This window comes from Hydrogenoanaerobacterium sp. (assembly GCF_032017025.1).
Classification (GTDB): Bacteria; Bacillota; Clostridia; order Oscillospirales; family Ruminococcaceae; genus Hydrogenoanaerobacterium.
Genome location: NZ_DALZQO010000002.1, coordinates 157,351 through 182,298, shown reverse-complemented (window position 1 = coordinate 182,298; position 24,948 = coordinate 157,351). Strand labels below are relative to the sequence as shown.

At 47.0% G+C, this 24,948-nt stretch carries 13 protein-coding genes; 2 read left to right on the top strand and 11 right to left on the bottom strand.

Features of this window, described 5'->3' with window-relative positions:
* Positions 1-5,815 (top strand): family 16 glycoside hydrolase (locus RTV33_RS02590; protein ID WP_312641239.1); only part of this gene is annotated, 5,815 nt, incomplete at its 5' end.
* A gap of 271 nt (positions 5,816-6,086) precedes the next feature.
* Here the strand turns inward: RTV33_RS02590 and RTV33_RS02585 are convergent.
* The 5 genes from RTV33_RS02585 to RTV33_RS02565 all read right to left on the bottom strand — a co-directional run bounded on the left by RTV33_RS02585 (position 6,087) and on the right by RTV33_RS02565 (position 13,514).
* Positions 6,087-7,670: a response regulator gene (locus RTV33_RS02585; RefSeq protein WP_312641237.1), complete on the bottom strand. Its 1,584-nt coding sequence runs from the start codon at positions 7,668-7,670 to the stop codon at positions 6,087-6,089.
* Positions 7,671-7,705: 35 nt separating this feature from the next.
* Positions 7,706-9,463, bottom strand: coding sequence for a sensor histidine kinase (locus RTV33_RS02580; RefSeq protein WP_312641235.1), 1,758 nt, complete (start codon positions 9,461-9,463; stop codon positions 7,706-7,708).
* 420 nt (positions 9,464-9,883) lie between these two features.
* Positions 9,884-10,939 (bottom strand): arabinose ABC transporter substrate-binding protein, encoded by a 1,056-nt coding sequence (locus RTV33_RS02575; RefSeq protein WP_312641233.1) that lies wholly within the window; start codon positions 10,937-10,939, stop codon positions 9,884-9,886.
* 65 nt (positions 10,940-11,004) lie between these two features.
* The gene (locus RTV33_RS02570; RefSeq protein WP_312641232.1) at positions 11,005-12,000 is read right to left on the bottom strand and encodes an ABC transporter permease; all 996 of its coding nucleotides are present in this window, start codon (positions 11,998-12,000) and stop codon (positions 11,005-11,007) included.
* A complete protein-coding gene (locus RTV33_RS02565; RefSeq protein WP_312641230.1) occupies positions 12,000-13,514 on the bottom strand; it encodes a sugar ABC transporter ATP-binding protein in 1,515 nt (504 codons plus the stop codon). The genes RTV33_RS02570 and RTV33_RS02565 overlap by 1 nt, the downstream gene beginning before the upstream one ends.
* Positions 13,515-13,767: 253 nt before the next feature.
* On the opposite strand from RTV33_RS02565, the gene RTV33_RS02560 reads away from it, so the two are divergent.
* Entirely contained in the window at positions 13,768-14,613 is an 846-nt protein-coding gene (locus RTV33_RS02560) for an AraC family transcriptional regulator (RefSeq protein WP_312641228.1), read from the top strand.
* A 45-nt stretch (positions 14,614-14,658) separates the two neighbouring features.
* On the opposite strand, the gene RTV33_RS02555 is transcribed toward RTV33_RS02560, so the two are convergent.
* From RTV33_RS02555 to RTV33_RS02530, 6 genes are all read right to left on the bottom strand, one after another.
* Complete coding sequence (locus RTV33_RS02555; protein ID WP_312641226.1) at positions 14,659-15,588, bottom strand: DUF5107 domain-containing protein; 930 nt, start codon at positions 15,586-15,588, stop codon at positions 14,659-14,661.
* A gap of 21 nt (positions 15,589-15,609) precedes the next feature.
* The gene (locus tag RTV33_RS02550) at positions 15,610-18,930 is read right to left on the bottom strand and encodes a DUF5107 domain-containing protein (protein WP_312641223.1); all 3,321 of its coding nucleotides are present in this window, start codon (positions 18,928-18,930) and stop codon (positions 15,610-15,612) included.
* Between the two features lie 343 nt (positions 18,931-19,273).
* Complete coding sequence (locus RTV33_RS02545) at positions 19,274-21,598, bottom strand: glycogen/starch/alpha-glucan phosphorylase (protein ID WP_312641221.1); 2,325 nt, start codon at positions 21,596-21,598, stop codon at positions 19,274-19,276.
* Positions 21,579-23,114 (bottom strand): 4-alpha-glucanotransferase, encoded by a 1,536-nt coding sequence (gene malQ, locus RTV33_RS02540; RefSeq protein WP_312641219.1) that lies wholly within the window; start codon positions 23,112-23,114, stop codon positions 21,579-21,581. Before malQ ends, RTV33_RS02545 begins: the two co-directional genes overlap by 20 nt.
* 4 nt (positions 23,115-23,118) lie before the next feature.
* On the bottom strand, positions 23,119-23,961 hold the full coding sequence (locus RTV33_RS02535) for a carbohydrate ABC transporter permease (RefSeq protein ID WP_312641217.1): 843 nt from the start codon (positions 23,959-23,961) through the stop codon (positions 23,119-23,121).
* Positions 23,958-24,809, bottom strand: a complete 852-nt coding sequence (locus RTV33_RS02530; RefSeq protein ID WP_312641215.1) for a sugar ABC transporter permease — start codon at positions 24,807-24,809, stop codon at positions 23,958-23,960. Before RTV33_RS02530 ends, RTV33_RS02535 begins: the two co-directional genes overlap by 4 nt.
* Positions 24,810-24,948 lie beyond the last annotated feature (139 nt).

The window sequence follows — 24,948 nt, the reverse complement described above, 5'->3', positions numbered from 1 at the left end:
CATTGCCCCCTCCGATGCACAAACAGACGGTGAGACCCTGTCAGTTCCCAATCTTGGCGACGTCTTGGTAGAGCCCTTTGCCTACACCAGCAGTGCGGATGACAATAACCTACAGGTAAACTCTTTGGACAGCCTCAATGCTACCGTCCGGCGCCTAAAGCTGCAGAATTTGGGCGAGGATTACACCATTGAAGCGGATATGAAGCTGGCGGATAGCAGCAAGTCAGCGGGCATTTTTGCTCATTACGGCGCTTCCAACGATTTCCCCCTTTTCTTTTTAAAGGTTGGCTCCAAGCCACTGCTGAAACACATCGGGGCCTCCGGCGTAGAGACCGATTTCTCAGGAGTGTGCAAGCAGCCTGATATCAAAGTAGAGCAGGATGTTTGGTACAACCTCAAGATGAAAGTATCGGGGAGAAACATTGAATGCTACTTCGACGATGCTTTAATTTATCAGGTGGAGGATAAGACTGCGTCCACAGCTCAGCTTTCGGGCAGCTGTGGTATCCGCGTTGATAAGAGCGGCAAAGCTGTCTATGACAACATCAAGGTGACCGCCGCAGACGGAACCATCCTGTATCAGGAGGATTTCAGCGCTCCCTCACCCGATCTTTCCAAGTGGGAGCGCATGCTGGGTGCCGATAACCTACCTGTCAACGACGCGGCAAACAACACTTATCTTACCGTAAAACCGTCTTCGTTGAGCCAGACTTCGGTCAAGCTGTTGACAAATGGCTCGATTCCGAATAACAACTACACCATGGAGGCCCGTGTACGTTTTGAAAACAAAACGGTCGGTCAAAGCAGCAGCGGTATTTTTGCCCATTACAAGGCATTCAACGCGTTTCACCTGTTCTTTTTGAAAGAGAAAAGCGCCTCTTTAAAGCGTCTCTCCGATACCGGAAATTCCGTTACCTTGGGGGAGCAGGCTCTGGAAGCCCTTGCCCCAAACAAGTGGTACCGCATGAAGCTAACGGTGAAGGACAATAAAGTGCAGTGTTACCTAAACGACGTACTGATTTTTGATGCAGCCGATTCCAACGCAACCGAAGAAATGCTGTCGGGCGGCTGCGGTCTGCGTACCTACAAAGACTATACCTGCTATGATGACATTAAGGTATACAACTCGAATGACCCGGACGAAATTTACTATGAAAACGATTTTGATGGTAAAACAATAACTAACGTTGCCGAGGATTTCGAAGAAAAATCGGACATAGATAAATCTACCGGAGCCGACATCAGCACAATGGAACTTAAAAACGAACTGCGGGCTGAGAACCCCGACGGTGACTTGGGTCTGACCAACTCGGATAAGTACCTGTATTTAAACGCTACCATGGGCGACACCACCGCACATGTGAAGAATGGCTTGGAGTGGGCCGACTACACTGCAGCTGCGGACATCAGCTTTACCAACGACGATGAAACCACTTCAGTGGCATTGCTGGCACGTTACACCAATAGCGACAACCATTACCGCTTCGCGCTCACCTCTAAGGGTGGCCAAAAGGCTGTTCTCTCAAAAGTAGTCAACGGTATTGCCACCGAATTAAACGCTGTTGATTTTGTTTATGAATACAAAAAATTCTACCGCCTTGAAATTAAATTGGAGGGCGATAACATTACCTGCCTTGCAGACGGCAGCAAGCTAATCGAGACGACCGACGCCTCGATTTCCAAAGGAACCGCAGGCATTACCGCTTCTACCACAACAGCAAAAGCCGATAACGTGCGCGTTGCCGGCTCAGACGGTTCTGCCCTGTTTGAGGATGATTTCAACGGTGATTTAACGGGATGGAATACCGTAGGAGATATTATCATCTCCTACGACGGAGACCCTGCACAAGCCCCCGAAGAAGTAAAACCCAATTTAGGTGACCTATACACCATCGATGCGAGGGTGGAGGGCAATATAAGCCCCATGTATGGCCTGGGCGACCATGGTGCAGTAAGCAATACCGGCAGCAGTGTGCGTGAAACCAGCAATGTGTTTGGCGTAAACCGAACAAATGCGGGTGATTTTACCAACCGCGACGGCGGCCCGGTGCGCTTTATCTCAAACTTTGCTATTTCTCCTCAACGCGGATTTGCTCAGGTATTGTTTGAAGAGGCCGATAAGCGTGTTGTCATAAACGAAGAGCATACCCTGCTCGGCATGCTGGAAACTGAGAAAATTACAACGTTGTACTATTTCTTTGGCGATATGAAGCAGATTTATAAGGATTACCGCAACGTGCGCAATCAACATGGGTATATCGATACCAAACCGCATTATGAAATGTTTGGGCTCGGCTGGGAGGCATTTGGCGCTTTGGGCTGGAATGCTTACCAGAGCTCGGTTATGGAAACCGTGCAGGATTATATCGACGAAGGTTACGACATCACTTGGGCAGTCATCGGCTCCGGCTTTTGGAAAGGCGACCGCAGCGGGCTGGAGGGCACCACCACCAGCTTTGGAATCTGGGATGATGAGAAGGATCCCAACGGCCGCAAGGACGGCCTGCCCAACCCCCGTTTTCCCAACCCGGACGGCATCAAAACCTTTTTCAACGACCTTGGCGTGAAACTGTTGCTGGGGCTTCGCGTACACCTTAAGCTGCCCGAAGAGCTTGACGGCAAGCAAGCTCCCTCCGTAGACGGAACCTTTGTGGATGAACTGATCGACAAGGGTTATTACCTCAAAAACCGCGACGGCAGTATGATGAAAATTGCCGCAAAATACCCCACGGGGAATATCAGCCGCGGTATGACCGCCTATGTGGATGGTGCCAACCCCGAAGCGGCGGAATGGTACCGTCAGCAAGCTGCGCTTTGGGGCGTGGACGGCTATAAAGAAGATACCATGGTGCTCAACGGACAGCGCACTTACCACGACGGCAACTTTAATCGCCTTCTTTCACATATTATTGAGACAGACGATAACGTTATGATCATGCGCAACGGCGCTTATTCCCTGTCGGGTGATATCCTTCGCATCAACGACGCCAATTTTGGCACCAGCAACAACGGCTTTAACAGCTCGCCCGACCGTATGCCCATCAACCTGCTGGCTTATGCCGCCAGCGGCGTTTCCAATGTTTACCCCGATATCGTGGGCGGTACAGGCGGCAACATCAATGACCCAACCTTCCAAAAGTATTTGGTGCGAAACGCTCAGTTTGCGGCGCTGAACCCCAGCCTTTCTCTGGGTATCAACGCGCTGAAGATGAACAATGAGGACTATAAAAACGCAGCCTTTAACGCCATCAACTGGCACAGCACCTATGCACCCTACATCTACGACGCAGCGCTAAAAAGCTGGGAAACAGGCTACCCTTACTCCTTCACCCCGCTTTACATCGCATACCCTGATGATGCATACACCCACACCATGATCAACACCACCGAGCGCGAATATGAGTGGCTGCTAGGCGAAAGCCTTTTGGCCGCACCATTGTTCGGTACTGATTTTAATAAGACCGATACTCGTGATGTGTACCTGCCTGAGGGTACCTGGATTGAGTATTCCACCGGCAAAACTTATGTTGTGGAAGAAAGCGGCCTGCTTTTAAAAGACAGATACCACCCTATTGATGAAATCCCTGCCTTCGTAGGAGGCAAGGGCGTTCTGGTAGGTGAAGATATGGCGGATAAAGGCCATTACTTCGTGGAGGTCTTCCCAATTGCAAACAACGGTTCTGTTTACGAATACACCCATATCGACAGCACCTCCAAATCCATCATTACCAACAGCAATATCGGTTGGTCACCCGCCAGCTTAAAGGTAACAGACACTACCACCGGGCAAACCGTGCCTTTTACCTACAATGGGGTTAACCGTTCCATTAAGTTCGATTACATTGCCGGGCACAATTATGAACTGACCGGCGGCGAGGGCAGCGGCGCTGTTGTTTCCGCTACTCTTACCCTGAACCAAGGGGCGAGCAGCACGCTTGCGGCAAATGGTACCTCCGCAGTGTCTGTCACACAAGCACTTTGTGACAACGAGCAACCTGCCGACTTAAAAAAAGCCACCATCGCTTACACCTCAAGCGACGCTGGCGTAGTATCAGTAAACAAGTACGGCAATGTTATTGCGGTTGCCCCTGGCAAGGCGCAAATTACTGCCAGCGTAACCTTAAATGACAATTTGGGATCCCCCCATACCGTAACTTCCAACGCGGTTACTTTTGAAGTATTGCCCACAACGGTCGCCATTACAGCGCCCATCTCTATTGACATTTCGGATGACTTTGAGAGTGGAAATCTGGATGCCTGGGACAACCTCGCGCCGGAGGGCAGCTACAATTTTGAAGAAACAGCCGACGGCAACCACCTTCTCGCATACGACGGCAACGCCGCGCGCGGTTCACTGATGCAAGGCGACCTAAGCTGGCAGGATTACACCATACAAACCGATATACTTCTGCCAGCCCCTGTAAGCGGAAAAACCGTTGGTTTTAACCTGCGGTACAACGAGTACAATTCCTGCTACCTTGTAGGATATACCCATGGGAAAGGGCTACGTATTCTGAAACGCGCGGAAGGCGGCGTGGAAGCTGACATCAGTGAAAGCTTCACTATGGAACCGGGGCAAACCTATCGTCTTAAAGCTATAGCAAAAGGCAATACCATTACCCTATTCGTAGACGGTGTGCAAAAACTAACCTATACAGACGAAGGCATAAAAACCCTCGCTTGGACGAACGGCTCCGCCGGGCTTTACGCCAGCGGAATGCAGGCCAAGTTTGATAACGTGTACATTCATTCCACTATAGATACCTTGCCTGTCACCTTTACCGGCACCAGCTTCGGCGCTGCTACAGTTCGCCTTTCTGTAGGTGACCTGACCGCCAACGTAACCCCTGCTGCCGATGGAAGCTGGACCTACACCGCTAAAACGCTTAATAAGGGTGAGCTGACCGCCAAGGCTGAGGCTTTGGACAGCCTTGGCAAGGTATTGGCAACTGCAGCTTACCGCATTATTGTAACTGCCGCGAACGCAACCGACCCGGAGGTACCACCAGTTGATCCGCCGGTATCAAACTCCGGCAGTTCAGGCTCCGGTTCCCCAATGCAAAATTCCGTGAGCGGGCGCCCTGTGGCGGATCAGCTGGAAAACTCGGAAAAAGACGCTGTCATCCGTGTAAACGTGAATAAGGACCACTACCTGCCCACCTTTATTCTAGATACGTTAAAGCAATATGACGATAAAACCCTGATGCTTGACGGCGGCTGGTATCAGTGGCAGTTTACCGGCGGCAACATCCGAAGCGATATGCCCGGCCTTATTTACCTAAACACCCGCATCCGCTTAGGCAGCGAAAAGGATGCCGACATAGCGAAGCTTACAGGCAATGTGAGCACCCAAACGCTGCACTTCGAGCACCATGGTACTCTCCCCGGCAAAACCGATATTCGGGTACGGCTTGAGGAGTACACAGGTAAGAACCTGTTTGTGTACTATTATAACGCGGAGAAAAACCGCCTTGAGCTAGTGGCTTCGAATATCTCGGTGGGCACAGACGGTTGGTTCACCTTCAGCATCACCCATTGCTCCGACTTTGTGGTGAGCACCGTGCCTCTCACCGGTTCTTCGGTAATTTTCGCAGACAGTTTTAACCCCGAAACGGGAGGAGTTTCGGTTGCGGCGGAGCTCGATGCATCCGAAAAAGATGATCCGAGCATAGCACCCCATTTTGCCGGTGCGGCTGGGGAAAGCATTGCTCCACAGCCGGGCAGCAGGCCTATAATTGCTGTTGCTCTGGCAGTGCTTACCGTTGTGGTACTGGTAGCAATCGTTCTATACAAGCGCAGACAAAACGATAACTGATTTACCCAACAGAAAGTACCTCTCCGCCGATGATCAAACAATAGCAACGGACAGGAAATAATAGCTCCAGACGTAAAATATCTAAAAATTACGCAAAACTGGCTCCGTATGAAAACGGAGCCAGTTTTATTTTTAGCCGAATACGCTCATAGCTATAGAAATTGACCGAATATCAGACAGTTTGGAACTGAAATAAGAAATTCCAATGCTCGGTGTTGCTTATTAATACCATCATACATTAAATTTCTGTTAAGCCCTGCAACTATTTTTCTTAGCTGTTTTGCTTTTTATATTCGTTTGGCGTAAGGTTTGTTTGGCGCTTAAACACCGAGGAAAAATACTGCGGAGAAGCAAAGCCCAATTTTTCTGAAATCTCATACAGCTTCAGTGAGGTTGTAAAAAGCATCTCCTTTGCTTTTTCTATTTTGAAGTTGATGACATACTGCATCAGGTTTTCTCCGGTTTCTTCCTTAAACACACGGCATAAATATCCCTTATGCACATGCAGCGTATTGGCAATATCCCCCAGCGTAATCCCCTTATCATAATTTTCTTCAATCACATGCTTTGCACGCTGTGTAAGGCTGCCATCATTTCTTATCGAACCTTTTCTTTGTTCAATAAGTATTTGAAAAATCTTACAGAAGCAATCCGCCATCTGTATTGCAGTTTCCAGCGCTGCAATTTCTTCTATATCCAACAAGTTGTTTTGAAACAGAGTACTGTAGCTAATTTCATTCTGATCGATATAATCAAACGCCACACCATAGAGTCGTGAATTAAGATAGTTGTAATAATTCAGTTCCATAAAACCATCTATCATATCTGTGGCGTACAAACGCTGCACCAACTTGAGGCATCTGAGGTCCGCATTAAACAGCAGTTCCTTTACTTGACGCACCGAACGATCAAGCGCTGTTTTATCAAACGTACGGTGCTGCTTACCAATACCGTGATACATTAAACTTTTGTTAAGCCCTGCGACTACGCGCATACCGCACGCCTGAAATGCTTGCTCGTACATCACCGGAATATCAGACAGTTTGGAACTGAAATTAGAAATTCCAATGCTCACCGATAATATGCCCAGCTTGTTTGCAAGGCTGCGAATATAGTTGGCATACTGTATCGAGTAGTTGATGAAATTAAGCATGCTGAAGCTGTCTCCTGCTTGAAAAATCAGTAGGTACTCGCCTTCCTTAATCTCCACCGAGGCCAGGCTGTTTAACTGTAGTTCTGCCTTGAAACTCGCCATGCTTTGGTACCAGGTGTTGGCCTCTTGTCTTAACTTTGCTTTCATTTTTTCATAGCTATCCACTATCACCGAGAGCGCCGCGATTGCCTCTTTTTTATTTAGCCCCATCAGTTCTTCTGCCATGGCGCGTTCCTGTGGTGTAATGGTATCATCCTCAACCAAAAGTCGTTCCACAATATCGTTAATATCGTATTTTTTCTCGATATTTAAGTAGTCTGACTGGGCTTCCAGCTCTGACTTGATGTTGACCATATGCACGTAAAGCTCGTCCGCATTCATGAGGTCCTTAATGAGGTAATCATCTACCCCCAACCGCATGGCACATCTGGCATATTCAAAGCTTTCATGGCAGCTGATTACAACAACCTTCTGCTTTGGACAAAGGGCGCGTATCTGCTCAATTAATTCCAAGCCGTCCATCAGCGGCATTTCAATATCGGTAAATACTACGTCAAAACGATTTTGTTTGTAAAGCTCCAGCGCTTGTAGACCGTTATTTGCACAAACAGGTTGCTCAAACCCTATCCTATCCCACTGAATCAAACATTGTAAAGTTTCGCGCGCTGCTAATTCATCATCTACGATAAGGGCCCTATACAAGCAATCATCTCCCGTCGATCAAAATTCTGCTCATGCTAAGACTGTTTTGGAATTGTAAAGCATACGGTAGTTCCCTCTCCAACAACCGATTCAATAAAAATTTTAGAGGGCTCTCCGTAATAAAGCTGCAAACGTTCGTCTACATTTTTTAGCCCGATGCGATTAAATCCTTTGGATTTGTTGCTCATTGTTTTTAAGATAGCGGGGGCAATGCCTATTCCGTTGTCGGCAACCGATATATGGATACCGTCATCCACACAGCGAATGCTTACGTGCACATTTCCCGCTGTTCCCTTCGGGTAGATGCCGTGCAGGAGGCTGTTCTCCACCAACGGCTGTAAAATAAGTTTAGGCAAGGTGCAGCCCAGCGCCTCATCCTCCACTTCATATGTAAAATGGATCATATCCTCATAACGGTAGTTTTGTATCTTAACATAAGATTCTAAGAAGTAAATTTCCTTTTCTACTGTCACCAGCTCGCTCTGGTCAGAGAGGGTGGAGCGGAGCAGAGTATTCAGTGACTGAATCAGTTCACGAATTTCTTCTGTACGGTTTTTGAGCGATAGATAGGAAACCGTGTTCAGTGTATTATATAAAAAGTGGGGGTTTATTTGGCTTTGCAGTGATTCCAGCTGAAATTTAAGTGCCGCAACCTCCGCTTTTTTCTTTTCCTCCTGCTCATGGTAGATCGCATCTACAAACCGGCTGATGTCATCGAGCATTCTGTTAAAGCCGTTTACCAAATAGCCGAGCTCGTCCTCGGTAGTAGGTATGAGCTTTTCAGGCATTTCACCCTGCTCAAAGCGCCCCATTGCCTGCTTGATACTGTAGATGGGCTGTGTAATTTTGTTGGATATGACACGGCTGATAACCACAACGGTAATCAACCCAAGAAGCCCCGCGCACATAATTGTATTGTGAATGACATTTAAATCTTTTTTCAAGTTTGCATCGGACGATATACCCACTACAATCCACTCCGGATATGACAGTACTGTCTGCTTAAACAGAGTATTCTGCCTGTTGGTTTGAATGCACTCATTGAAATAACCCGACTGAGCAAATTCTACCGCCTGTTTCTCTGTATATTTATCCTTGTCACCAAAGCGGTAGATGATGTCTCCGCTTTTAGAGATAATATAGGTATTGTCGAATAAAGATTTAGCATATTCCTGTTTACCCGAAAACAGATAGTTCCTTGCTGTGTTTAAAATGATGTAGCCCTTCACTTTAAAATTGTCATCTCGGATGACACTGATATATGAAATTTTTAAGTTTTCCATATAATCCTTCAAACTGCCTGCGGATGGAAAATTATGCGGTGCAGAGAAGAATTCGTCACGTTTCATTTCCCAGATATTGATCATTCCGGATGCGCGCATAAACTGCTGCCGAAAATCCTTCATGCTATAATATTTATCCAAAATCTTAAAGTCGGCATCCAACAAAATGATGCGCTCTACTCCGTAAGTATACTGTGCAAGTTCATCCAGCCGCTGCTCGAGATTGTCATAATCCTCATACGGATTTTCCAGGTACAGCTTTACCACAGCATCACGTTTGACCGCTGCAGTCAGCTTACGGTAGCCGTTGATATTTTCCTCAATATCCTGCGTAATGAAGGCCATTTTCTCCAGCATCAGGTTGTTTTTCTGTTCCATAAACCGGCTGGTAAACACAATGCTGGTAATACTCAGTATAAACACAATAATCGTTGCGATGAGCATTGAGAAGGACAGCACAATACGTGTGTTAATGCTTTTTGCATGGAGCTGCTTTGCCTTAACCTCCACCCCGCCCCCTCCTTTTTCTACCCTGCTCAAATACAACGCATTTTGCTTCCTATTATAGCATAACCCGGTCTTAAAACACAGTTTTGCACTTGCGCATAGCGCAAGTTTGCGTGCTAAGGCACGCAAAGACCGTTTCCGATGTAATAAAACATATTTGCCAAACAGCAAGTACCGCGCTGCGCGCGGCATTCAGCCAAAGGCTGAATGTTTGTTTTATTATAGCATAAAAAGCGTAGCGCTTATGATAAAATTTGCCGTTTTGGCGGTTGCCCCTTGAGGGGCGAGCCAAAGGCATTTAAATAAAATATAAGAACCGTATCGGTTATTATAGCATAAAAAGCAATCCCTATCCAAATGCAATTATCCATGCCGGGTGAACCCGCATGGATAATTGCATAACCTTGTCACAAAGTTATAAAGTTATTCCGCCTGATCTTTCATGATCTCTTTGTAGTTTTCTTTGGTAATCATAACCGCAGGGGTTTTAAATTCCATAGGAATCTCTGTGCCGTTATTGAGGAAGTTCATCATGTTCTCTGCGGAGTAAGCACCGACGTCAACGTAGTTGATGAAAGCAGTTGCTTTAAATGCAGAGGATTCTGCTTTGGCAAATTCAAGTTTTGCTAGGTAACCGCCAATGCCGCAAACTACAGCGTCTTTATCCAGCCCTGCAGCCTCGAGTGCACGGGTAGCACCGGCAGCGCCCTCATCGTTGGGGGTCATAACAATCCATTTTTTGATCTGCGGGTTTGCGGTAAAGATACCGGCAGCTGCATTGTAAGCCTTGTCCTGCTCGCCATTGTAGTCGGATTTAAATACGTTCTCTTTTTTCCAATCGGGGAGGATTTTGTTCCAAGATTCCATCTGGCCCTCTGTTCTGGGTACACAGCTTGAAACCTGATCCATAGTGAGGTACAGAACGCCGCAGTCATCGCCGGTCATTTTGTTCTCATTTACGTAGTTAGCAGTCCACTCACCAACCGCAACACCAATTGCTTTGCCGTCAATACCAACCCAGGGAGCGATCATTTTGCCGTTCTCATCCAGCAACTGATCATCAGCAGCAATAACGGGAATGCCGGCATCTTTACATTTCTGTACAGTAACTGCGGAAAGCTTCTGGTCAGGCACGCAAACCAGAATACCCGAAACGCCCTGTGTAATGGCATTATCAAGTGCCTGCAGATAAGTATCGGGGTTCATTTTCGCATCAATAAACATAAAGTCTTTTGCGCCCATTTCAAGGCTTTTTGCTTTTGCAGCTTCGCCTTCGCCGATGAACCACTGCTGGTCGCCTGCTTTGTAAATACCCGCAATTACAATGTCTTTCTTAGGGGTCTCTTCCGGTTTGCTTTCCGATGGGGCAGCCGACTCAGACGGGGCAGCCGGTGCCGAACTCTGTGTAGGCTGGGAACCGCAGCCGAACATACCGAGTGCAAGAACCAGAGCAAGTGCCAATGCTATTGCTTTTTTCATTGTAAAAACCTCCTAATATTTATATCTTACCAGCCTCTCGGCTGAAAGTATACTCCTGTCTACGGTTATGCTTTGCGTTTTTTTGCTCTCAGGTAATCAAACGTCAATGCGAGTAACAGCAGTGCACCCTTTGCAACATTCTGCCAGAATGACTGAACATTCAGCATAATCAAGCCGTTATTGAAACCCTGCAAAATTGTCAAACCGAGAAAAGCGCCAAATATTGAACCGACGCCACCCTGATTGGATACGCCGCCTAGAATTGCAGCTGTAATACCGTCAAATTCCAAACCAACACAAGCCTGCGGTTGCCCGGTATTCATACGCGCCGCCAAAATCATACCGCCCATGGCAGCCAGCACATTCATATTAATGAACAGCAGATAGGTGGTTTTTTCGATGGAAATACCTGCAAGCCTTGCTGCAGTGGGGTTGCCGCCCACTATGTAAATTTCTCTGCCCACTCGTGTACGTTTTAAGATAATACCAAACAAAACAAAAATTAAAAGCATAAAGAAGATTGGGAATGTAAGAAAACGCGAGCCTAAAATTTTCATACTACCTATCTTTAAAAAGGCAGGGTTGGTAATCAATACACCTTCGCCATTGGAAATGATAAATGCAAAACCGCGCATGATAGACTGCATTGCAACAGTTGCGATGAATGAGGACATTTTGAGCTTGGTAACAAAGAACGCAATACAGCAGCCCGCCAAAGCGCCCACCGCGATGACCGTTAAAATTGTAACACCAGCAGGAAGCCCCTGTTTCATCAGCAGAGCAGCAAGAACACCGGAAAATGCTGCCGAAGATCCAACCGATAAATCCATATGGTTTCCGATGAGTAGCATTGCCTCTCCTACACAGATTAGACCTGTTAGGGATGCCGACGTCAATACACTGATTAGGTTTCTATCCGTAAAATAGTTTTTATTGAGCGATGCGAATACAATAACCATCACAATCAGTGCAAAAATAAGGCTGATGTTATCTGATTTTAAAATGCGTTTCAGCTCTGTTTTAAAATCAAAGCCTCTTTTTTTAACAGTGGTGCTTTGCATTATATGGCCGCCTCCTTTTCATTTCTGTTTTCATCCAGCATAGCGTAGCTCAAAATCAATTGCTCTGTGGCTTCACTACGCGGTATTTCCGCCTTAATGCCGCCATCTTTCATCACCATAATCCGATCGGATATACCGATTACTTCAGGCAGCTCTGATGAAATCATGATAACCGCCACGCCTTTTCTTGCGGCCTCGCAGATCATTTGATAAATTTCTGATTTTGCACCAACGTCTATGCCCTTGGTGGGCTCATCAAAAATGATAAGCTGCGGGTTCATTGCCATCCAGCGGGCCAATACAATCTTTTGCTGATTTCCGCCCGAAAGGTTGAGCACCTTTTGCTCAATCGACGGGGTTTTAATATTGAACTCTTTGACCGCCTTTTCGGTAAAGCCCCGTTCATGACCGAAGTTTACAAATCCTGCTTTGCACAGGTTGCCCAAAATAGCAAGTGAACTATTTTCACGTACCGTCAGAATCAGCGAAAGGCCTTCCAGCTTTCTGTCCTCGGGGCAAAGTGCAATGTGACGGTTCATGGCATCTCTTGGCGATTTTGGGGCGTAACGTTCCCCTTTGAGCATCATCTCACCAGAAACAATTGGGTCGGCACCAAAAATTGCCCGTGCAACCTCGGTTCTGCCCGCCCCTGCAAGCCCCGAAAAGCCCACGATTTCGCCTGCCCTCACCTGTAAATTGATGTTTTTGATGTATTCTGTGGAGACATTTTTCATCTCCAGAATCACATCACCAATCGTTTCATTACGCTTGAGATCGTTGAATACGTCGCCTATATCCCGCCCAACCATCATTTTAATGAGCTTGGCTTCCGTAACCTCCTTGGTTTTCTCCACTCCCATCAGTTTGCCGTCTTTAAATACAACGACTCGATCGGTAAGTTCAAACATCTCGTTCATTCGGTGCGAAACGTAGATGATTGCTTTTCCCTGTGCTTTGAGCTTATTGATGATTTGAAACAGAATGACAATTTCAGAATCGGTGAGCGGTGCGGTAGGCTCGTCAAAACAAAGGATATCCGCTTTACGGTTGTATGCCTTCATAATCTCTACCATTTGCTGGAATGCAACCGAAATCTTTTTAACCGGGGTTTCCGGCGCAATCGGCAAGCCAAATTCATCGATGATTTCTTGCGCCTTCTTGTTCAATTCCTTAAAATCTATAAATCCATTTTTGGTAGGTGGATTACCCATAAAAATGTTTTCTGCCACAGAAAGGTAGGGTGCAAGCTGCCTTTCCTGATAGATGACACTGACGCCTGCTTTGATTGCCTCATTTGGAGAGTGGAATACAACTTCTTTGCCATCAATATAAATTTTACCGCTGGTATGCCGATAGTCACCATTTAGAATCTTGAGCAGAGTGGATTTTCCGGCTCCGTTTTCACCAAGAAAAGCGACGATTTCACCTTTGTTAACCCCAAAGCTCATATCGCTAAGCGCTTTAACACCTGGAAATTCCATACAAATTTTTTCAAATTTGAGGTATTCGGACATTTTCTCCCTCCTCATATTTTATTCGGATAAAAACACGGCAGTGTTGCCCTTTTGTTTTTTCTCTACAATTGGATTATACTTGCTTTTTAACATCTTGAGAGTATAAAATATTAACGGATTTTTATACTTTATTAACTTCTTATTTAAAAATTAAGAAAATCCATCCATAAAGTTTAAGAATCCTGCTTAGTCCTTGCGATACCTTAAAATCAATGCTAAGATAGAATCAACAATTTGTGCAGGGGGTATTTTTATGAAGTGTACCGACCCCGGCGTATTGCCCGGTTCTGATTATTACTTCGCCACACCGTCTATTCAGGCAAAGAACCTGTTCTACTACCTGCTTTGTGCAGGCAGTTATACCTGCGAGGCTGGTTATCATATCCGCCGTTCCAGCTACAACAGCGTGCTGCTGATGTATGTACTTGAAGGCAGCTGTACCGTTAAATTTGAGGGACGAACGTATCTTGCCGGCAGCGGTGAAATTGTACTGGCCAACTGCTACAAGCCGCATGAATACTACACTGACGGACATTTAAAAAGCCTTTGGCTGCATTTTGACGGCAGCCAAAGCCTTGAGTTTGCCGAAAATATTTTAAAAACGCAGGGCGTTGTACTCCCCTGCGAAAATTCTGCTTTATTCATAAACTCCATCAATAGTATTTTGGAGATTTTTCGCAAGCATTTAACCATCTCAGAACCGTCTGTCTCCTGCATCATCCACACACTGCTTTGCAACCTGGTATCTGCAACCTCGGTTTCAGGCGCGTTGGAGCTGGAGGGCGGCGTCATCTTTGATGCGATGAACTTTATTAAAACAAACTATCGCAGAAGCATCACCGTAGAGGATATTGCAAAAAATGTATCTATGAGCCCCTCTCACCTGTCACGCATGTTTAAAAAACAGACAGGCTATTCGCCGTACGAGTATCTTCTTAAAGTACGCCTGGACAGCGCCAAAAGTTTGCTAAAGAAGACAAATAGCTCGATTGCGGAGATTGCCACAGCAGCAGGCTTTAACAGTTCATCCAATTTTATTTATACATTTCACAGCCGTACCGGTATCTCACCCAACAAATTCCGCCACATGCCATTTTAATATTTTACGTTAAAAAGCGCTGAGGAGTTTCCTCAGCGCCTTTTTTTATTGCAGCGTAATTTTAATCTCGAATCGCAGCGTCTCACCCGGCTGTAGGCCAGAACAGCACCCATTTTTCTGTGCCGTGGCAATGCTGTCGTAATAACCTGTCGCAGGCTCAAGCGCACAGTTGCAGTCACCGCGGTAGCCACCTGTGGTAATCCAAAAGCCAAGATAGGGTAATTTCTCTGCATCGTAGGTAATCAGTGCGCGCACATTTTCACTGGGGTACTCATATCCGCAAAAGCCCTGTTTCACCGCACCTTGCACGTAGTATTTCGCCATAGATTTGGGATGCGCAGGAAGAACCGAGCGAAAATCCCAGTTCTGCCCCCCCATTACGGTATCCACAGGATAACGGTATATCTCGCCCACCTCGCCAAACAGGGGAGATGCACAGACGTTTTCCACCCGCTCTACACCCTCGGGCATCAACAGCCGCATATCCTCACGGTAGCTTACAAGGCAGTGGAATGCCCACAGATACGGAAACTCCACGCGGCCGATGTTGGTAATCTCATAACTGCATATCACGCTGTCTCCATCCAGCCAAATATTTTTGATGTACCTATAAGGCAGTATCTCACTTTGAAAGCAAAGCTCCACTCGCTCCTGCTCAATGCGGTAGTCAAACTTGGATGACCAGATTTCACCGTGGTCGGGGTAGGAGATGCGTTTTCCCCCTACACTTACATCTCCCGCATTAATAGTGGGAAATGCATCGTCAAAGCCACACGCCTCAAACTGCCCAAACGGGGAATAAAGTTTTGCCTCCCCATACTGCGGTTTGGGGTTTTGAAACAACAGTTCAAACTCTTTTGGCTTGCTGTAAACAGATGCAAGCTTACCACCCTTTGCAGGCAATACTGCAATACGCAGCAGGCTATTTTGCAACACGATGGCAGTTGTATTTTGGAATGGTTCAATTTGCACCATCGGTTCTCTCTTCTTTCTGTTTTAGAATGAAATACTAAATTTGAGGTGTGTGTTTACACCAAGATGGTTGATATCCAACTGCGCAGCCTCGGTAAGCTGACTTTTTGCTGTTTTGCTTTCCCCCAACCCAAGGTGCCCGAGCCCCATCATATACAGGCAGTGAATCTTATTCTTTTTGTTCAGGTCCTCGTCAAAAATTTGCAGGTCGGGCAGCGATACCGCGAAGTAGTCAATTTTCACCGTATCATAAATATGCTTTTCGCCAAACGCAATCAGTTTATGGAAGCGGCTGTTCGCACCGTTTACATCACCCAGCTTGAGTAGTGCCAAACCTTGGTAAAAGATTGTTTCCGGCGGCTGATCGTTGTAATACATCATGCCTGTCGGCTCGGTTAAGCCATGAGAAGCCTTTGCAAAGCACTCACGTGACATTTCATTATTGTTCATGCCTGCATAAGCACAGCCCATATAATAGTAAATGTTGTTTTCCTGTGCTCCGGCAAGCTTGCCTTCGCCCATATTATGCGGATAAATAGTCGCCTCTTCCAAAAGTGCAACCGCCTTGCCGTAATCCCCTGCTGAAATTGCCTGTTTGGCGAGCTCCACACGGCAATGGATGTACTGAGCAGGAACTTTGCCCTCACCGCCCTCCCACGGGTGGAATTTACGCTGCGCAATAAGTTGCATAGCCGTTTCGTAATTACCTAAAAAGTTTTGTAACGTTATGTACTCAAGGTATAGGTCATCCCGCTCCTCAACCACATCCATATGTTGTTCGAAGCGCGCAAGCCTTGCCGCATGGTTGTCACCCATTTTTTTGCAAAGCTGATCAAGCTCCATAAACACCCGTGCATCTGTTTTATCAAGTGCGAAGGCCTTCTCCAGTTCGGCTCTTGCCTGTACAAAATCACCCAGCTTGTTGTAATAAGCCTGCGAAAGGTTGCGGTGCACGGTGGGGAAAGCGTCATCCAGCATGGCAGATTGTTCCCAGCAAGAGATCGCTTTCTCGTACTGTTTTTTGTCGTACCACAGGTTACCCAGATAATATGGCGCTTTTGCATCCTGAGGGTTGAGTTTAACCGCAAGCTGCAATGCGAGAATATCCTCCAGACGGTGAGGGAAGCAATAGTCGCTGCATGCCACTGCCGCAAGCTTTAAATATTTATCCGCATTTGTTGTATCGTTCTGCTTCGCATAGTTGTAAGCAAGGTGATAGTAAACCATCGGATAAACCTTTTGGGCATCACCGATTGCATCGGCAAACTGTTTGAGCAAGGTGTTGGCCTCATCGTATCGACCCGCGTCACTGTATTCAAGCGCAATTTCAATGCACTCGTTATGGTTTTGATCAAACGCGGCAATAACTGCTGAAAAGTCGCTGCCGGTCAGCATCGCCAGCTCATATTTTGCTGCAAAATCCATGCTGTCCAGTACCAGGGTTTGCTCTGCAAAAGTCTTCGCCTGTGCGATTTGCCCTAATTTGCGAAGAAGGGCAGTTTTTAAGGTGCGTGCTTTTATGTTCTGTGTGTTGCGTATAAGTGAACGTTCAATATGTTCTATAGCAGTGTTGTAGTCGCCATTTTGCGCGGCAATGCATGCCAGATGATAAAACGAGCTATCCTGCCATGCTCCGTTCCAAGTGGCTTTGTAGAAGGCATCGTATGCCTGCTTCTGCTTGCCGAGATAACGCAGGCAGATACCGAGATTGTACAGGGCTTCTCCGTCATACGGCTGCGGGCTGCTGCGGGTTAGCTTTTTGATTGCCGTTTCAAAATAGGGCCGTGCTTCAGCGAACAGTCCACGACGCATCAGCAGGCTGCCATAGCCATTGTTCAAGCGGATATCGGTTGCATCGCGGCGCAGGCCCTCTTTGTAATAGTCCGCGGGTTCGAAAGTGGCGTGACGATATTGCTCCAAGTGCGTACCATATAAGAACAAATCCTCGGTGGTACGGCAATCCTCCGGTGCAGGTACTGCTTTTGCCGGATCAGGAATCTTCTCTATGGTTTTTTCTTTTGGGGTGTAATCCACCAGTAAATTTCCGCATTCATCATATATTTCGACGGTGCATGCGCTTTCTTTGATCTCTGCGGTAACTAAAAAGGTCTCCTCGTAGGTATCCACAGGTGAGAGCTTTATGGTTTTGTCTGCAATGGTTTTGCCACCTGCTTTAATTACAACTTTTGCTTTTTCATGCTGTGCGGTGGCGTATGCAATGACATGCAGATCGCTGTCTGTGAGCTCGAGATTTACTGCCGCATCAATCGTGGCATTCTTAATCATGCCTACCGCTTTGTACGGCATAAAATATTGGGTAAACACCTTTTCCTCATAAGGCTTAAGCCATGTAAAGTCGGGCTGATTGTCGGTAAAGCAGCCGGTCATCAATTCGATGTAAGGGCCATCCTCATCGGTAAGGTTTCTGTCCCACGCTTTTCCGAAGTCTCCGCAGCCCCATGTCCACTGCTTTTTGCCGGGAGAAATATGATGGTCTGCAACGTGCAGAATTCCCGCTTGCTCACGATAATCGTAGCCGCCTATAAAATCGTAATCCGAATGGTACGCCATATAAGAGGTGGGTACCGGGATGTTTTTATAGCGAGAGATGTCAACACCTGCGGAATAATCCTGCTTATAATAGGTACCTGTTGCTATGGGGAAGGTGGAGACGTCACGCTTTCCATGGTCCATTACTGCATTTACGTCGGGTGGGAATACCGATTGAGTGTAGTCGTTCACCGCAATGGCAGGGTTTGCCCACCACAAAAAGGTTTGTGGTGTGTTGGTGCGGTTGTATATCTGCGCTTTAATTTCGATGTAAGCCTTGTCAGGGTATAAAGTAAAGCTTGCCATACCCTTGGTGCGGAACATGTTTTCGATTTCGCTTACCGCCACGGTACAGCTGCCGTCGTCATTTTGCTTCATTGTGTAATGAATGGGGTCGTAGGTGCTTGGGCGATGGTGCTGCGGCCAGTTAAATTCAATTCCGCCGGAAATCCAAGGTCCGTTGAGCCCCACCAGTGCAGGCTTGATGACATGGTTGTAGTATACAAAATCGTAGTTGTTGGTTTTATCAAGTGCACGCTGGATTCTGCCGCCCAGCTCCGGGAGTATCATGACATGCAGGTATTTATTTTCAAGAAATACCGCACGGTAGGTTTGATCGATCTTTTCATCATAAATTTTGTCAATGACACTATGCGGGTATACTTTACCTGAGCTGCCTTGGTAAACACGCTTCTCCAAAAACATGGGGTTTTTATCGGGCGTACCAACAGGGTAGGTTGGAATTACTACATCCTGCTCCCATACTGATACATTTTCCGTAATATTTTTCAACATGCTGTTTCCTCCATTCAAATAAGCTTTTGATGAGCTTATTATAGTACGGATAAACAAAAATTGCAGTACTGTAAACAACCATATAATTTAGAAATTCTGCTTTATGGTTAGTAGGTATTCTATTGCTTGGTGGGATGCTTGCAATTGGGTAGATAGCTTTTCAGGTCACGCTATGGAATTAGCATTATCCTCCCATTGAGGTGGGCGAGCTGAGCTGAACCGCAACCCACTGTGATTTTGAATAATACTCTATTTACAAAATAAAAAACTAACTTTAACAAATAATTGAGGATCGGCAGACTGCCGATCCTCAATTGTTTTTAAGACATATTTATAATTATTATCATAACTGCCATATGTCTTCAGCATATTGACGGATGGTGCGATCGCTGGAAAAAGTACCGGCATTCGCTGTGTTCTGCAGGCACTTTTTTGCAAACGACATGGAATCTTGGTAATCTCTGTTAGCAAGAAGCTTAGCCTCTACATAGGATTCAAAATCCAACAGCAAGTAATACTGATCCGGACGGTGCCAGCTGGTACCTTCCAGAATCGAGTTAAATATATTACGGAACCAGTTGGTGCCGCCGTCGCTGAACGTACCGTCTATCAAGCTATCCAGCACCCGTTTGATGTGAGCGTTGGCGTGGTAAATCGCTTTTGGATTGTAGTTATCCGCTGCACCTCGGATATCTTCTACTCTTGCCCCAAAGATATAGTTGTTTTCCTCTCCGGCCTGCTGCACAATTTCAATATTGGCGCCGTCGTAAGTACCCAGCGTCACCGCGCCATTGAGCATCAATTTCATGTTGCCGGTTCCGCTGGCCTCCGTACCGGCCGTAGAAATCTGCTCAGAGATGTCGGCAGCGGGAATTAGCTTCTCGGCGTAGCTGACGTTATAGTTCTGTACAAATACGACAGCCAGCCGGTCTTTCATATCGGGGTCGTTATTCACAAGCTTTGCAATCTCGTTGATATACTTAATAATTCCTTTGGCTTGGTAATATCCGGGAGCAGCTTTGGCTCCAAACAAAAAGGTCATTGGGTAAAAGTTTGGCAATTTACCGTCCTTTAGCTGAAAATAAATATCAAGAATCGAGAAAGCGTTCATCAGCTGCCGTTTATACTCATGCAGCCTCTTAATCTGCACATCAAAAATAGAGTCGATGTTCAGCTGCATTCCATATTCGTAAAGGTGCACATGCCCTGCCAGCCGCTCTTTGTTGCGGCGTTTGATCTCCACAAATTGCCGCAGCGAGTGTGCGTCATTGACATAGGGCTCCAGCTTCTTCAGCTGGCTAAGGTCGGTAAGCCAGCCATTGCCAATGCGCTCGGAGATAAACCCGGCATATTCCGGGTTGCACAGCCCAAGCCATCGCCGCTGGGTGATGCCATTGGTCTTGTTGCTGAACCGTTCGGGATAAACAGCGTACCACTCTTTTAAAGCGTCGTGTTTTAGAATCTCGGTATGGAGTGCCGCCACCCCGTTGGTGGAGTGCGTTGCGTAGATTGCCATGCGTGCCATGTGAATGCGGTGATTCTCATCGATGAGGTGGTAACAAGCTTGAGCACCGCCGGTAATTCCTTTGCCGTGGAGATCAAGCTTCAGCTTATTTTGCAGCATAACCACATAGGCGTACACTTCGGGTATAACCGAGCAAAACAAGCTCACGTCCCATTTTTCTAAGGCTTCGGCCATAATGGTGTGGTTGGTATAGGCAAAAGTATCCTGTACAATTGGGAACGCCTCGTCCAGTGTCAGGTTTTCTTTGCCCATCAGGATACGCAACAGCTCAGGGATAGCAACAGCGGGATGGGTGTCATTGAGCTGGATGGCATACTGCTGCGGGAGCTTAGAAAAATTATTGCCATGCACCGCTTTGAATTGCCGCAGAATCGATTGCAGCGAGGCACTGACAAAGAAGTATTGCTGCTTAAGGCGCAGGCGTTTGCCCTCTTGTGTTTCGTCATTTGGATATAAAACGCTGGAGATGGACTCCGCTGCGATTTGAGCACCAAAAGCATCGTTACAGCGCATGTCGTTGAAGCTGGTAAGGTCAAAGGCATGCATTGCTTCGGCCTGCCACAGCCGCAAGGTGTTGACACACTTTCCGCCGTAGCCAATTACAGGCATATCATAAGGTACCGCCCAAACCGATTGGTCAGCAAAATCGACACGCACCTTTTCTTTTTCTTTTCTCACACTCCATGGGTCGCCAAACTGCGTCCAATCATCGGCTGTTTCCTGCTGAAACCCCTCTTTGAAATATTGTTTGAACAAGCCATATTTATAACGTATCCCATAGCCGTCCAGAGGAATCTCCTGCGTTGCGGCAGAATCCAAAAAGCATGCTGCCAGCCGACCGAGCCCGCCATTGCCCAAGGCAGCGTCCTCCACGCCTTCGAACATATTCGGGTCAAGACCGCTTTGCAAAAACAACTGCTGCAGCTCAGGCAAAACACCCAAGTTCAGCAGATTTGCGTAAATCATTCTACCGATGAGAAACTCCGCAGAAAAATAGCAGGCAGTTTTTCTGGTACGGGGTTTGTTCCAGGTTGGTTTCGCCTGCTTCATAGCGGCTTCGCTAACGGCATGATACAGGCTCAGCATATCTTTACTGTCGGTTTTCTGCAGGTATTCGGTTAATTCATTTTGAAACAGGCTCATTGGTTTCTCCTCCTTGTAGGGTGGCAGGCGACCGTCCATACAAAGCGGTCATCGTTGCTATTTTATCGGCAATATTGTTGTCTAACAGCTTTTCATCCAACCGCCAGCGCCAGTTGTTCCCGCCCAGTGTTGATGGGATGTTGATACGGGCTTCACTCCCTAGGTTTAGGTAGTCCTGCACGGGAATGATAGCGACATTTGCCACACTGCCCAATGCTGCACGAATAAAGGCCCAGTTGCCGTCACGGCCATCCTTCAGCCCCAGATATTCCTGTGCCAATACCACATCATCGGTGGGAGCAGACGAAAACCACCCGCGTACGGTATCGTTATCATGGGTACCGGTGTAGACAACGCAATGATGGTTGTAATTGTGAGGCATATAGTCGCTGTCTTCGCGGGAATCAAATGCGAACTGCAATACCTTCATACCGGGGTACCCGCTTTGACGCAGCAGCTCCCGAACCCCATCCGTGAGATATCCCAGATCCTCCGCGATGATTTGCGCGTGCTTTCCCAGTTCAGTGTTTACCGTTTGGATAAAATCAATCCCCGGACCTTTTCGCCATTCGCCATTGGCGGCGGTTTTATCTCCGTAGGGCACAGCGTAATAGCTGTCAAAGCCGCGAAAATGATCGATGCGCAGCACATCATACAGCGAAAGGCTGAAGCGTAGCCGTTCTATCCACCAGCGGTAGCCGTCTTGCTTCATGTGGTCCCACCGGTAAAGCGGGTTGCCCCAGAGCTGGCCTGTGGAAGAAAAGCCGTCGGGAGGAACGCCTGCCACATCGATGGGGCGGCAAGTGCGGTCTAACAAAAACAACTGGCTGTTGGACCAGGTATCGGCGCTGTCCATAGCCACATAGATGGGAATGTCGCCAATAATCTCTATGCCCTTTCGGTTGGCATATGCTTTGAGTTCGCCCCATTGCTGAAAGAACAGATACTGAACAAAAATATGATAGTTTATGTCATCACGAAGGCTTTCCCGGCATTGCTGCAGAGCGGCTGCGTCACGCAGCAGTACGTCCTTGGGCCATTCCCACCATGGTCTTAGCTCATTTTGCGTTTTGATTGCCATGTAGAGGGCGTAATCCTCAATCCACATATGATTTCCCCTTCGGAAAGCTTTGAGCGCATCCAAATCGGAAAAAGCGGCATATGCCTTGCGCAGTAGTGTTTCTCTGTTATCAAAGATGGCTTTATAATCGATAGCGCCCGCACTGCCCCAACAGATTTTGGTACAATCGGATGTTTGCAGAAGCCCCTGTTCACACAGAAGGTCGAGGTCAATAAAATACGGGTTGCCTGCAAAAGCAGAGCAGCTTTGGTAGGGGCTGTCGCCAAAGCCGGTAGGGCTGAGGGGCAGCACCTGCCAGTAGCTTTGTCCCGCCCGGTTCAGAAAATCCACCCATCTGTAGGCTGCTTTGCCAAAGCTGCCTATGCCGTAAGGTGAAGGCAGGCTGGCCACCGGCAGAAGAACTCCTGCCGCGCGGGTAAATGTGGTTGTTTGCATAGTGTTATCCTTTCACAGCGCCAGCTACTACACCCTCGATGATGTGTTTCTGTGCAGCAAGATAAAAAATAATGATGGGAATGATCGAGAGTACCAGCATGGCCATCAGCCCACCCATATCCTTGCCTCCGTACGAGCCGGTGAAAATCTTCTGGATGGCGATGGGCAAAGTGGAGTACTTGGAATCTAAAACCAACAAAGGCAACAGATAGTCATTCCAAATCCACATAGCGTTAAGGATTGCCACAGTGATTACGGTTGGCTTCATGACAGGAAACACCACTCGAAAAAAAGTCTGCAACGGGTTGCAGCCGTCAATAATGGCTGCTTCTTCAATGTCCAGCGGAATGCTCTTAATAAATCCGGTCAGTATAAAAACAGACATGCTTGCGCCGAAACCTGCATACAGCAGCAAAATTCCCACAGGGTTACCCAAGCTTAACCGGTTGGACATCCAGCTCATGGTAAACATCACCATCTGAAAAGGAACAATCATAGCGAAAACAAACATGTAATACAGCACAGAAGTCATCTTGTTTTTGACACGCACCAAATACCATGAGGTCATCGAGCACAGCAGAATGATAAGCAGCGTGGAACATACGGTTATAAACAATGAGGTGCTGAAAGAGGCCAAAAAGTTCATGCGGGTAAAGCCCAGAACATAGTTTGAGACTCCCGCAAAATTCTCGCTGTTGATCATAGCAAACAAGTTCTGAGAAATGTACAGCTTTCCTTTAAACGAGTTGATGAGAATAATCAGGATCGGAGCTACAAAAAGAAGTGTCATAGCAGAAAGGATAGCGTAAATAATCCCTTTCGTAACAGGTTTGATTGTTTTAATCATTGGTTTTCTACCTCCCGGCTTCGCGTAATTTTTAGCTGCGCCAAAGCAATCACGCCTACCAGCAAGAAAAAGACAACAGCCTTCGCCTGCCCTGCCCCAGACCATCCGTTGCGGTTGTAGAAGGTGCGGTATATGTTCAGCGCCAGCATCTCGGTTTTGTTGGCAGGGCCGCCACCGGTCAGCGCCAGGTTAAGGTCGAACAATTTAAAGGAATTTGTAAGTGTAAGGAATACGCAAATAGTGATGGATGACATAATCATGGGGATGGTAATGCGAAACAAAGTCTGAAAACCGTTTGCACCGTCAATGGCAGCAGCTTCTCTAATATCTCCCGGAATATTTTGGATACCGGCAATGTAGATGATCATCATATAGCCGATGAGCTGCCAGTTCATGACAAGCACCAGTCCCCAAAAGCCAAACTTGGGGTTAAACAGCAGTGTTACCTCGTAGTGGCTGAGCACTGCATCGATAATAGTCTGCCAGACATAGCCAAGAACGATTCCGCCGATTAGGTTCGGGGTAAAGAAGATGGAACGGAATACATTGGTGCCCTTCAAGCCCTTGGTTAGCAGTAACGCTAAGGAAAAGGCTATCACATTGATGGTAATAATTGAGATCATGGTAAAACAAGCCGTAAAGCCCAGCGAATACAGGAAATTGCTGCTGGGGTCGGTAAATGCTCGCACATAATTGTTAAACCCAACAAACGTTGCGTCTGATACAATCGTGAAGTCACAAAAGGATAATGCGAGGCCCATCAGAAATGGAACCAAAAAGGCAATGGAAAATGCGATCAGCGTGGGCAACACAAAGATGGGAAAATACTTGTGAAGATTTTTGTGCAAGGAAACCCCTCCTATCAAATAGCTTTGCGTACAATCCGCTCCAGTTCGCTATCCGGTGGTACAGAAAGGCCGCGGCCCCGCATAGGACCGCGGCGCAGACATCATTGTCTGGTTTGATACGCCATGCTTCTTTTGCTGG